Raw genomic sequence first — 11,691 nt, forward strand, 5'->3', positions numbered from 1 at the left:
ATTTCCCATTACGCAAGTAAGTAAGATCCCTCAAAGACGATGAGGTAGATAGGTTCGAGGTGGAAGTGTGGTGACACATGGAGCTGACGAATACTAATCGATCGAGGACTTAACCAAAAAGTTTGAAACATTCAATGCACCGTTTATCCAGTTTTGAAAGAACAACCTTTCATAAAAGGGTTTCAAGATACGAGTAGTTCGCGGAAGCGATTGAGAGAAGGAAGGAGCGTACGTCTGTACGTGACTGACTGAACGAATGAAGCTGACAAAGAAATACGATGTATATTGAAAGCCGTAAATAGTCTAGTGATGATGGCAAAGAGGTCACACCCGTTCCCATACCGAACACGGAAGTTAAGCTCTTTAGCGCCGATGGTAGTTGGGGGATTCCCCCTGTGAGAGTAGGACGTCGCTAGGCAATTCAAACAGTTCGCCTTGTGCTGGCTGTTTTTTTATTGCCAGATTAGAGGTATTCTTTACTATTTTTTAATAAGTAAATAAAAATAGTATTGTAATTTTATATTTTTTGTGTTATATTTATAAATGTCTTAAAGAGGTCCCGTGGTGTAGCGGTTAACATGCCTGCCTGTCACGCAGGAGATCGCCGGTTCGATCCCGGTCGGGACCGCCATTTATATGAAATTACAGTTCTTATGATTTTTATTAATCATAAGGGCTTTTTTATTTGAGTGCGTATGAAATCGCCAATAAACCGAGAGAAATCGCCAATAAAACAATGGAATCAGTAGCTTCATGAAAATAGAGGATACTAAAAGATATGCACTAAATCGTTGTCCAGTGCATATGTATAGACAGTATGAGTTTTTGCAAGGACGGAGGTATGTCCATAGCTTTTCGTTTCGGTATCTATTGGTTAATCTTTATACTTAAGGTTGCTTGTGGAGTACCCATTATTGATATTGAGGAATCAAATTCATATCATTGGCAAAAAAATATGAATGAACATGAATTTGCGCAACTGAAACAAGGTATGACGTATATGGATGTAGTTAAAATTGCTGGTGGGGACGCTAGTGAGATGATTGAAAGTAATTATTATCGTTGGAATGATGAAATCCTTATGACACAAGCCTACATAATTCAATTTAAAGATGATAAATTAGTAAATAAAGAGGTTATTGCTGTAAAGGGATATTCAACAAGAGAGTAGACACGTCTTCAATCAGAAGGACGTGTTTATTTTTTTGAAATTCACTGGATGCTTTGAACATTTGCTTGTGTTTCGGTAAACTAGAAGTAATGAGCTAGGAGAGGACATAGAGATGATATTTGAAAAAATAATGAATTCACTAGAGGATACAGAACGCTTTGCCATTAAGTTAGCAAATTTACTGATGGCTCAAGATACAATTACATTAGAAGGGGATTTAGGGGCTGGGAAAACCACATTTACAAAGGCATTAGCAAAAGGGCTAGGAGTAACAAGAACGGTTAATAGCCCTACTTTTACTATTGTAAAACAATATGAGGGACGTTTACCTTTTAATCATTTAGATGTATATCGCTTGGCAGAAAGCGATGAGGATCTTGGCTGGGATGAGCTATTTTACGGTGATGCGGTATCTGTTGTTGAGTGGGCCCATTTAATTGAACAGGATTTACCAAAGGAACGTTTAGGAATTGAAATATATCGTATTGGTGAAAACGAAAGACGATTTGTGTTAATGCCTTATGGAAAGAGATACGAGGCACTATGTGAGGAGCTAATGAGATGATTTGGTTGGGAATTGAAACAGCTAATGCGCCACTTTCTGTTGCAGTTGTAAAGGACGGAAAAGTGATGGCCGAGGTTGTACAAAATATAAAATTAACGCATTCTGCAGGAGCCATGCCAGCAATTGAAACGATACTAGCAAATGTAGGTGTAAAGCCAAATGAACTAGATGCAATTGCTGTATCAGAAGGACCTGGATCTTATACAGGCGTGCGCATTGGTGTAACGCTTGCTAAAACATTAGCGTGGACGCTTCAAAAGCCATTAGTCGGTGTTTCAAGCTTAAAAGTTTTAGCAGCAAATGCAGCACTTTTTGATGGACTAATTTGTCCTATCTTTGATGCACGTCGGGGCAATGTATATACTGCTGTTTATAAAGGGACAAAACTGGATGTTGTTATAGAAGACTATCATGATCATATAGAGGCACTGTTAACACGTTTGGAGGCTTTAAACACGCCTATACTATTTGTAGGGGCTGATGTCGATGTATTTTGGGATAAAATTGTTGAAGTACTTGGAGTAAACGCGTGTCGTGCAGCTCTTCATGAGGACTTGCCACGAGCTAGTGCAGCCATTCTTTTAGCGAGCGCAGAAGAGCTACCGAGTATCGAGGCAGTTCACCATTTTACTCCGCAATATAAACGCATTGCTGAGGCTGAAGCGAATTGGTTAAAGGAGCAAAAGGAGAAGACACATGAGCAGTAATATCGTATATCGTAAAATGGTGTCAGAGGATGTTCCAGCGGTATATGCGATTGAGCTTGCTACATTTCCTACACCATGGACATTGGATTCTTTTTACTATGAGATGCATGAAAATCAATATGCACACTATGTTTTAGCAGTAGATGAAAACAATACTATAATTGGTTTTTGTGGCATGTGGATGGTTATAGATGCGGCGCAAATAACCAATGTGGCTGTTTTAGAGACGGCTCGTGGACAAGGAATCGGAGAAGGCTTAATGCGGGAAGCGATGCGTATTGCACGTGAGCATGGAATGGACGTGATGAGCCTAGAGGTACGTGAAACCAATACTGTGGCGCAAAACCTTTACCGCAAGCTAGCATTTCAAGATGGTGGCATACGCAAAGGATACTATACAGATAACGGGGAGGATGCCCTAGTCATGTGGGTGAATTTATAATGGAAAATCGAGTTATATTAGCAATTGAATCGAGCTGTGATGAAACAGCAGCCGCGATTATTCGTAATGGTTCTGAAATTGTTTCAAATGTGGTAGCTTCACAAATTGAAAGCCATAAGCGATTTGGTGGTGTTGTACCAGAAATTGCATCACGCCATCATGTCGAACAAATTACTATTGTTATTGAAGAGGCGTTAAAACAAGCGAATATGAAGCCCTCTGACTTAGATGCAGTAGCTGTTACAGAAGGACCTGGTCTTGTAGGAGCACTTTTAATTGGCATTAATGCTGCAAAGGCGTTTGCCTTTGCCAATAATATACCGATTTTAGGTGTGCATCATATTGCTGGACATATTTATGCTAACGCACTTGTTCAACCGATGGAATTTCCACTTCTAGCCCTTGTTGTGTCAGGGGGACATACAGAGCTTGTTTATATGAAAGAGCATGGTTCGTTTGAAGTGATTGGCGAAACACGAGATGATGCAGCAGGTGAAGCATACGACAAAGTTGCACGCGTGCTAGGCTTACCATATCCTGGAGGTCCTCGTATAGATCAGTTAGCACATGAAGGGCAAGAAGCCGTTGCTTTTCCTCGTGTATGGCTTGAAGAAGGCTCGTATGATTTTAGCTTTAGTGGCTTAAAATCGGCAGTTATTAACTATAAGCACAATATGGATCAACGTGGTGAAGAAATATCACCAACTGCAGTTGCAAAGGGCTTTCAGGAAAGTGTAGTGGAAGTTCTAACAGCTAAAACATTGCGTGCAGCGCGGGAGTATAATGTTAAACAAGTCATTGCAGCTGGTGGAGTAGCTGCGAATAAAGGACTGCGCACATCCCTTGAAACGGTTTTTGCAAAAGAGGGAATTCCATTTTTTGTACCGCCATTGAAATTGTGTACAGACAATGCAGCAATGATTGGAGCAGCCGCAACACCAATGTTTGAAGCTGGTATTCGTGGAAATATGATGATGAATGGTCGCCCAGGTATGGAATTAAAATCGTGGGTTGACTAAGAGATTGAAAGAGGAGGCTCAAGTTATTCGAGCATCCTCTTTTTTTACGTATAAAATCTTGAATATTGTAAGAAAATATATACTTATAATAGAAAAAGAATAGTTGACAAATTTTTCAGAAAATTATCCACAGAACGTGTGAAAAAAACATGTGAAAAAACTGCGAACATTCGTACTTATGCACAAAATGTGGATAACTTGTGCATAAGTTGTGATTATTCTATATATAGTAGCGTATTTTACACAAAACTATGTGGATTAAATAATTTGAAATTGTGGACAGTGTGGAAAAGTCTGTTGATATGTTGATATTACTAGTTTTATAGTGTGAATAAAGTTGTGGGCATTTTTTGTCGAAAAATAGCACTTGACCAATATATATGAAAAATAAAGGCGAGTAAAGAAAAAAGCCATATGACAAGCATATGGCTAAATGTTCCATGTACTAAAACAATTCTGAAAATTATGAGGAAAAATCCACGGCAGAACGTAAGACGAAGGAATTCCGCGCGATAGCGAGGGTTGCGGCTTACGTGTGTGCCCGCGGAAAGCGAAGTGGATTTTTAAGATTTAGGAGCTTATATTATGCAAGGTATTTATGTTTAGTGCCAAGTACTTAAAAGATTATACAGTTGCTATACGATTTACAAAATAATATTTTCTAATTCTTCATTTAGCTCAAGCCATTCCATTTCAATGACTTCGTGTTGTTCTTTAACAGTAGCTAACTCATTTTGTAGTTGTGTAATTTTCTCATGGTCTGTGAAAATTTCAGAATCGCAAAGTGCTTCTTCTAAACGAGCAATTTCTACTGAAGCTTTTTGCATGTTGACTTCTAGCTCTTCAATAGTTCTTCTAATTTGGCGTTCACGCTTTTTTGCCTCTTTATCAATTGTTGAAGTAGAGGTCTTTTCAGATGCTGTTGATTGTAGTTGTGACTGAGAAGCTGCTTTCATTTGAGCAATTTCGTAAAGCTCCTGTTTTTTCTCAAGATAATAATCATAATCACCTAAATACTCAAAAGAACCTTCTCCAGATAGCTCAACAACTTTGGTAGCAATTCGGTTAATGAAATAACGGTCATGTGATACGAAAAGGAGCGTTCCAGGATAATCAATTAGGGCATTTTCTAGCACCTCTTTACTATCCAAATCTAAATGGTTGGTAGGCTCATCGAGAATTAAGAAATTCGCTTTTTGCATCATTAACTTTGCCAATGCCAGTCGAGCTTTCTCACCACCAGATAAAGAGTTTACCGTTTTATCCACATCTTCGCCGCTGAATAAAAAGCGACCAAGTACAGTGCGAATATCTTTTTCATTCATTAATGGCCATTCATCCCATAGTTCCTTTAAAACGCTCTTGTTGCTAGATAGTTTCGCCTGTTCTTGATCGTAATAGCCAATTTGCACATTAGTACCATAGCGGATTTCCCCTGCAAGTGGGGACAAATCTTTTACTATGGTTTTTAATAATGTGGATTTGCCCACCCCGTTTGGTCCGACTAATGCGATGCGATCTTCACGAAAAGTTCGTAGTGTTATGCCACTAGAAATTTGCTTGTCACCGTAGCCAACAGCTAAGGCATCAATAGAAAGTACATCATTTCCACTTTGCCGTTCAATTGTAAAACCGAAGCTAGCGGACTTTTCATCTCCTTCAGGGGAGTCCATCCATTCTGTGCGTTCAAGCATTTTGCGTCGGCTTTGTGCCATTTTGGTCGTCGAGGCACGGGCAATATTTTTTTGAATAAAATCCTCTAGCTTGGCTTTCTCATCTTGTTGGCGTTCAAACATTTTCATATCGCGCTCATAGTTTTTGGCTTTTTCATCTAAATAGGCACTATAGTTGCCTGTATATTTTGTGACGCGATGGCGAGATACTTCATAGACGATAGAAACAACTTGATCTAAGAAATAACGGTCATGGGAAACAATTAAAATAGCGCCTTCATAGCCTTTTAAATAATTCTCTAACCAAGATAGCGTTTCAATATCTAAATGGTTGGTAGGCTCATCGAGAACTAATAAATCGGGCTTGCTTAGTAGCAGCTTAGCAAGAGCTAGACGAGTTCGCTGGCCCCCTGACAAGGAGCTAATTGGTTTTTCATAATCCTCTGGGTAAAATTGCATTCCATGAAGAACAGAGCGTGTATCAGACTCGTACTGATAGCCACCTGCATCTTTAAAATCATGTTGTAATTGGTCATATTCGGACATTATCTTTGTATACATGTCAGAGTTATCATAAACGGCTGGATTAGCCATTTGTTGTTCAAGGGAACGTAATGCTTTTTCTTGTGAAAGAAGCGGTTCGAAAATTGTCATCATTTCGTCCCAAATTGACAACGTAGAATTTAGTCCAGCATGTTGTTCCAAATAGCCGACTTGTACACCTTTTGGAATGATAATATCGCCAGCATCATATGACAATTGACCAGCAATGATTTTTAGTAAAGTGGATTTACCAGCACCGTTACGTCCTACTAATGCGACACGATCACGATGTTGAACTTCTAGTTTTACGCCACTTAAAATTTCATCGGCAATAAAGGATTTATATAGTTGATTGACTTGTAATACAATCATTCTTGACACCTCAATTCATTCTTAGTGTAAATGATGAGGGATTTGCTTGCAATGTCAGTGCTTTACTTATTCCAAGCTGTCATGTAAGATTGAAACGATTTCTCTTTAGTTAGTGGCGTAAAAAACGCCGTTAACTAAAGGGAAATCCACCAGTGGATGTCACAGATTACCGCATAAGCTTGGAAAATATCTGGACGCAATTACACAGTGATGTAATTGATTTGTATAAGCATGTTTCAAAAGAATATTCAAATGCACTTCTGTGGATTTGATGTGTTTATAAGGAGGAAAAAGTTTGAAACAAGAAGTGAAAATTCCACAAGCCACAACTAAAAGACTTCCTCTTTACTATCGATTTATCCAAAACTTTGCGCAAGAAGGAATGGAACGTATTTCATCGAAGGAATTGAGCGAAGCGATGAAAATCGACTCTGCAACGATTCGTCGTGATTTCTCTTATTTTGGTGCGCTTGGGAAAAAGGGATATGGCTACGATGTACAACATCTATTGACATTTTTTAGTCAAACACTAGATCAGCATGAAACAACAAAAGTAGCATTAATCGGTGTGGGGAACTTAGGTAATGCCTTTTTAAAGTATAATTTCCAGAAAAATCATAATACGCACATTGTGGTGGCATTTGATTCGAAGGCGCCTAAGGAAGGGAAAATGATCAGCAATATTCCTGTGTATCATCCCGATTTACTAGAAGAAAAGTATGCTGAATACGGGGCAGACCTAGCTATTTTAACAGTATCTTCACGCTCTGCTCAGAAGATGGCAGATCGCTTAGCTGCAATGGACGCAAAAGGTATTTTAAACTTTACACCAGAGCGAATTACTGTACCCGATTCTATGAAATTATTAACAATAGATTTATCAGTTGAATTGCAAGCGCTTATTTATTTAATAAGAAATAGCGATAAATAAGTGCATTCACAATTTTGTAAACAGTTACAATTGATGGCGTTCAAACTATCTAAATAAATTCGCCAAACCTAAAAATTTAAGTTAAAATGATATATATATAAGAGGAGGTGGCTGTAATGGTTGTGCACTTAAGTGCTATTACACCAGTTGGCCTAGTTATTATCGGTGTGGTTGCAATTTTAATTTTCGGACCAAAGAAATTACCAGAGCTAGGTAAAGCTATGGGTTCTACACTTCGCGAATTTAAAAATGCAACAAAAGGTCTAGCTGATGACGATGATGATGCAAAAAAGAAAGTAATTGAACATAAAGAAAATGATAACGTTAAGTAAGTTAAGGATGTCAATTTAATATGAATCCAAGAGAATTAACTGTTACAGAGCATTTAGTAGAACTAAGAAAACGGCTCTTTATTTGTGCTGTTTTCTTTGTTATTGCACTTATTGTTGGCTTTTATCTAGCTGAACCAATTATTAAATATATTCAATATAGTAAAGAAGCAGAGCAACTAACTTTAAACGCGTTTAATGTGACCGATCCTCTTGTTATTTACCTACAAGTGACGGTTTTTGTAGCGTTCGTTTTAAGTTCACCATTGCTTCTTCATCAAATTTGGTTGTTTATTACGCCAGGTTTACATGAGACAGAACGTAAGGCTACTTTAAAATATATTCCTTATTCGTTTATTCTATTTATAGCAGGTGCATCATTTTCTTATTTTGTGTTGTTCCCATATGTTATGCATTTTATGATGGGCTTATCTGCAGATTTAGAAATCAAACAAACAATAGGAATTAACGCATATTTTTCATTTTTGTTTCGCCTAGTTATGCCTTTCGGAATCGTTTTTCAGTTACCTGTTGTAACGTTATTTTTAGCACGTTTAGGTATATTAAATCCTGAATTAATGGTGAAGTTCAGAAAATATGCATATTTCGTGTTAGTTGTGATAGCGGTATTCCTTGCACCACCCGACTTTATTTCAAATGTTATTGTAGCAATTCCGCTATTTGTAATTTATGAGATTAGTATTATTATAGCGCGCAGGGGCTATCGTAAATTTTTACAAGCTGAAGCAATGCAGTTAGAGGAAGAACGGATAGCAGCAGAACGTGAGCAAGTGGAGCGTTTGTTAGCTGAGCAAAAACGACAAATAGAAGAAATGAATGACTAATTTAAAAAGCTGGATGTGATGACCACATCCAGCTTTTTTTATTGCATTTTTTGCAGTTCTTGTAAAAACTTTTGCAACGGTTCAGCGTTTAATTGGATAAGCGTTACAAAGCCATTTAGCATAATGTGCGCGATAATTGATGTCCATATCCGTTTTGTTTTGTGGTATAGGAAAGCAAAGATCAAACCACAAATGGTATACAACAGGATGTGTGAAAAATCAAAATGAATCAGTGCGAAGAAAATAGCACTAACAATGGCCGCCACCCAGAAATTCGTCGTTTGAACAAGTGAGCCGAAAATAACGCGACGGAAGACAAATTCCTCTAAAATGGGACCAAAGACAACAATCGCTAAAATGGCAATGGGTGCACCTTTAGCTATCGCTACGATATCAGCAGTGTTTTGTGAGCCACCCTCGATTCCAAAAACAGCCATTTCAATAGCCGCTCCAATCATTTGACCGAAGAATACAAGGAAGAAACCTAAAACTCCCCACATAATTGTAAGCGGGATAGACTCTTTTTTACCTTGATAGACATCCCAAAACGTTTTATCGCGAGTGGTTAAAATCAAACTTATAATCAATGCAATCGCAAAACTGAGTGCGATATACCAGCCTTGTGTGATAGGAGCTGCTTGTTCGTGAGATAAGCCTGTTGTATTCATCACGAATTGATGGAACGGTAAAAGCAACCATCTACCTGATACTTGCATGATAATGTAAACGATTAAAACGTAAAGTGCAGTTTTTTTATGCTGAACGCTTTTTAGAGAATTATTCACAGTCAAAATCCTTTCCATTCATAAGCTTCCTTTCTATTGTAGAGGAATATGGAAAGAAAACAAAATTTTTCGAAGTTCTCGCTTGCAAAAAAAGAATTGATTGATTATCATAATAAATGTATTAGCACTCGTTGATATAGAGTGCTAATAAACTTTCAACTAATATTTAAATTAATAGGAGGTTGTTTTACTTGTTAAGACCACTAGGAGATCGTATTGTCATCGAACTAATCGAGGTAGAAGAAAAATCTGCATTTGGGATTGTACTACCAGACTCTGCAAAAGAAAAACCGCAAGAAGGTAAAGTAGTAGCAGTTGGGACAGGTCGTGTTTTAGAAAACGGACAACGTGTAGAGCTTGACGTTAAAGTTGACGACCACATTATTTTCTCTAAATACGCAGGTACAGAAGTTAAATATGAAGGCAATGAATACTTAATCTTACGCGAAAGCGATATTCTTGCAATTATTGGATAATTATTATTATATGAATCAAGCTTAACGAATATTCCATTTCAGGAGGGTAAATTCAAATGGCAAAAGACATTAAATTCTCAGAAGAAGCTCGTTCATTAATGCTTCAAGGTGTAGATAAATTAGCAAACGCAGTGAAAGTGACATTAGGTCCTAAAGGTCGTAATGTCGTGTTAGAAAAAAAATTCGGCTCACCATTAATTACAAATGATGGTGTAACAATTGCAAAAGAAATTGAACTTGAAAATCCATACGAAAACATGGGTGCAAAATTAGTAGCAGAAGTTGCTTCTAAAACAAATGAAATTGCTGGTGATGGTACAACGACTGCAACAGTTCTTGCTCAAGCCATTATCCGTGAAGGTTTGAAAAACGTAACAGCTGGTGCAAACCCTGTTGGCATCCGTAAAGGGATTGACAAAGCGGTAGCAGCAGCGCTGACAGAATTACACAGCATTTCTCGTCCGGTAAGCAACAAAGAAGAGATTGCACAAGTTGCGGCAATTTCAGCAGCAGACGACGAAGTAGGCCAACTAATTGCAGAAGCAATGGAACGTGTTGGTAATGATGGTGTTATTACAATCGAAGAATCTAAAGGTTTCACAACGGAGTTAGATGTAGTGGAAGGTATGCAATTCGATCGTGGTTATGCATCACACTATATGGTAACAGATACAGATAAAATGGAAGCCGTTCTTGAGAACCCATACATTTTAATTACAGATAAGAAAATTACAAATATCCAAGAAGTTTTACCACTATTAGAACAAGTGGTACAACAAGGTCGTCCACTTTTAATGATCGCAGAAGACGTTGAAGGTGAAGCTCTTGCAACGCTTGTTGTAAACAAACTACGCGGTACATTCAACGCTGTAGCAGTAAAAGCGCCAGGTTTCGGTGACCGTCGTAAAGCAATGCTAGAAGATATTGCAATCTTAACAGGTGGTCAAGTAATTACAGAAGAATTAGGTTTAGACCTTAAAACAGCTGATATTACATCACTAGGCCGTGCAGCGAAAGTTGTTGTCACAAAAGACAACACAACAATCGTAGAAGGTGTTGGCGGCGCAGATGCAATCGAAAGTCGCGTAGGCCAAATCCGTGCACAACTTGCTGAAACAACTTCAGAGTTCGATAAAGAAAAATTACAAGAGCGCTTAGCGAAATTAGCTGGTGGTGTAGCAGTGATTAAAGTTGGTGCTGCAACAGAAACAGAACTAAAAGAGCGTAAACTTCGCATTGAAGATGCACTGAACTCAACACGTGCAGCAGTTGAAGAAGGTATTGTATCAGGTGGTGGTACTGCACTTCTAAACGTCTATGCAGCAGTTGAAAAAGCAGCTGACGCATTTGATGGCGATGTAGCAACTGGTGTAAAAATCGTACTTCGTGCGTTAGAAGAGCCAGTTCGTCAAATCGCAAACAATGCAGGTCTTGAAGGTTCTATCATTGTAGACCGTTTAAAACGCGAAGAAATCGGTGTTGGTTTCAACGCAGCAACAGGCGAATGGGTAAACATGATGGAAGCAGGCGTAGTAGACCCAGCAAAAGTAACACGTTCAGCACTACAAAACGCAGCTTCTGTAGCAGCTTTATTCTTAACAACAGAAGCGGTTGTAGCAGATATTCCAGAACCAGCAGCACCAGGCATGCCTGATATGGGCGGTATGGGTGGCATGGGCGGCATGATGTAATAAGCCGTCAGCCCCTTGCTAGAAGGGTTTGTAATAGGTGAAATGCTAGGATTTTAACGAAGCCTCTCATAAGTTCATGGAACTTGTGAGAGGCTTCTTTTTTTGTATGTCCATGAAAATAGTTCTGGACAATGATCGTACA

The 11,691-nt window shown here is 38.5% G+C and carries 12 protein-coding genes, 1 tRNA gene and 2 rRNA genes; 13 read left to right on the top strand and 2 right to left on the bottom strand.

Annotated elements, in window-relative coordinates; all coding sequences use genetic code 11:
• The 8 genes from FC748_RS20580 to tsaD form a co-directional block, all read left to right on the top strand.
• Nucleotides 1-117: ribosomal RNA gene (locus FC748_RS20580) — 23S ribosomal RNA — on the top strand; the annotation flags it as partial.
• A gap of 185 nt (nt 118-302) precedes the next feature.
• A 5S ribosomal RNA gene (gene rrf / locus FC748_RS20585) occupies nt 303-418 on the top strand.
• 137 nt (nt 419-555) lie between these two features.
• Nucleotides 556-631, top strand: a tRNA-Asp gene (locus FC748_RS20590).
• 210 nt (nt 632-841) lie between these two features.
• Entirely contained in the window at nt 842-1,171 is a 330-nt protein-coding gene (locus FC748_RS20595) for a hypothetical protein (protein WP_024363923.1), read from the top strand.
• 112 nt (nt 1,172-1,283) lie between these two features.
• Nucleotides 1,284-1,736, top strand: a complete 453-nt coding sequence (tsaE, locus tag FC748_RS20600) for a tRNA (adenosine(37)-N6)-threonylcarbamoyltransferase complex ATPase subunit type 1 TsaE (RefSeq protein WP_024363924.1) — start codon at nt 1,284-1,286, stop codon at nt 1,734-1,736.
• Entirely contained in the window at nt 1,733-2,443 is a 711-nt protein-coding gene (tsaB, locus tag FC748_RS20605) for a tRNA (adenosine(37)-N6)-threonylcarbamoyltransferase complex dimerization subunit type 1 TsaB (RefSeq protein WP_108031197.1), read from the top strand. Before tsaE ends, tsaB begins: the two co-directional genes overlap by 4 nt.
• Nucleotides 2,433-2,885, top strand: a complete 453-nt coding sequence (gene rimI / locus FC748_RS20610) for a ribosomal protein S18-alanine N-acetyltransferase (RefSeq protein ID WP_024363926.1) — start codon at nt 2,433-2,435, stop codon at nt 2,883-2,885. The genes tsaB and rimI overlap by 11 nt, the downstream gene beginning before the upstream one ends.
• Nucleotides 2,885-3,904, top strand: a complete 1,020-nt coding sequence (tsaD, locus tag FC748_RS20615; RefSeq protein ID WP_029747360.1) for a tRNA (adenosine(37)-N6)-threonylcarbamoyltransferase complex transferase subunit TsaD — start codon at nt 2,885-2,887, stop codon at nt 3,902-3,904. Before rimI ends, tsaD begins: the two co-directional genes overlap by 1 nt.
• 644 nt (nt 3,905-4,548) lie before the next feature.
• On the opposite strand, the gene FC748_RS20620 is transcribed toward tsaD, so the two are convergent.
• The gene (locus FC748_RS20620) at nt 4,549-6,492 is read right to left on the bottom strand and encodes an ABC transporter ATP-binding protein (RefSeq protein WP_108031199.1); all 1,944 of its coding nucleotides are present in this window, start codon (nt 6,490-6,492) and stop codon (nt 4,549-4,551) included.
• 295 nt (nt 6,493-6,787) lie between these two features.
• Between FC748_RS20620 and FC748_RS20625 the strand changes: the two genes are divergently transcribed.
• The 3 genes from FC748_RS20625 to tatC all read left to right on the top strand — a co-directional run bounded on the left by FC748_RS20625 (nt 6,788) and on the right by tatC (nt 8,597).
• A complete protein-coding gene (locus FC748_RS20625; protein ID WP_024363929.1) occupies nt 6,788-7,423 on the top strand; it encodes a redox-sensing transcriptional repressor Rex in 636 nt (211 codons plus the stop codon).
• A gap of 116 nt (nt 7,424-7,539) precedes the next feature.
• Nucleotides 7,540-7,755 (top strand): twin-arginine translocase TatA/TatE family subunit, encoded by a 216-nt coding sequence (locus tag FC748_RS20630; RefSeq protein ID WP_024363930.1) that lies wholly within the window; start codon nt 7,540-7,542, stop codon nt 7,753-7,755.
• Nucleotides 7,756-7,775: 20 nt separating this feature from the next.
• A complete protein-coding gene (tatC, locus tag FC748_RS20635; protein ID WP_024363931.1) occupies nt 7,776-8,597 on the top strand; it encodes a twin-arginine translocase subunit TatC in 822 nt (273 codons plus the stop codon).
• A 38-nt stretch (nt 8,598-8,635) separates the two neighbouring features.
• On the opposite strand, the gene FC748_RS20640 is transcribed toward tatC, so the two are convergent.
• Complete coding sequence (locus FC748_RS20640) at nt 8,636-9,400, bottom strand: CPBP family intramembrane glutamic endopeptidase (RefSeq protein WP_024363932.1); 765 nt, start codon at nt 9,398-9,400, stop codon at nt 8,636-8,638.
• A gap of 173 nt (nt 9,401-9,573) precedes the next feature.
• Here FC748_RS20640 and groES point away from each other — a divergent pair, with 173 nt between their 5' ends.
• A complete protein-coding gene (gene groES, locus FC748_RS20645) occupies nt 9,574-9,858 on the top strand; it encodes a co-chaperone GroES (protein WP_024363933.1) in 285 nt (94 codons plus the stop codon).
• Between the two features lie 56 nt (nt 9,859-9,914).
• Nucleotides 9,915-11,549: a chaperonin GroEL gene (gene groL, locus FC748_RS20650; protein ID WP_024363934.1), complete on the top strand. Its 1,635-nt coding sequence runs from the start codon at nt 9,915-9,917 to the stop codon at nt 11,547-11,549.
• Nucleotides 11,550-11,691: the final 142 nt, after the last annotated feature.

The organism is Lysinibacillus sphaericus (genome assembly GCF_005217585.1).
GTDB classification, from domain to species: domain Bacteria; phylum Bacillota; class Bacilli; order Bacillales_A; family Planococcaceae; genus Lysinibacillus; species Lysinibacillus sphaericus.

Coding starts and splice junctions, on each gene's coding strand:
- FC748_RS20595 (WP_024363923.1), top strand. CDS start 842: ATGTCCATAGCTTTTCGTTTCGGTATCTATTGGTTAATCTTTATACTT.
- tsaE (WP_024363924.1), top strand. CDS start 1,284: ATGATATTTGAAAAAATAATGAATTCACTAGAGGATACAGAACGCTTT.
- tsaB (WP_108031197.1), top strand. CDS start 1,733: ATGATTTGGTTGGGAATTGAAACAGCTAATGCGCCACTTTCTGTTGCA.
- rimI (WP_024363926.1), top strand. CDS start 2,433: ATGAGCAGTAATATCGTATATCGTAAAATGGTGTCAGAGGATGTTCCA.
- tsaD (WP_029747360.1), top strand. CDS start 2,885: ATGGAAAATCGAGTTATATTAGCAATTGAATCGAGCTGTGATGAAACA.
- FC748_RS20620 (WP_108031199.1), bottom strand. CDS start 6,492: ATGATTGTATTACAAGTCAATCAACTATATAAATCCTTTATTGCCGAT.
- FC748_RS20630 (WP_024363930.1), top strand. CDS start 7,540: ATGGTTGTGCACTTAAGTGCTATTACACCAGTTGGCCTAGTTATTATC.
- tatC (WP_024363931.1), top strand. CDS start 7,776: ATGAATCCAAGAGAATTAACTGTTACAGAGCATTTAGTAGAACTAAGA.
- FC748_RS20640 (WP_024363932.1), bottom strand. CDS start 9,400: ATGGAAAGGATTTTGACTGTGAATAATTCTCTAAAAAGCGTTCAGCAT.
- groL (WP_024363934.1), top strand. CDS start 9,915: ATGGCAAAAGACATTAAATTCTCAGAAGAAGCTCGTTCATTAATGCTT.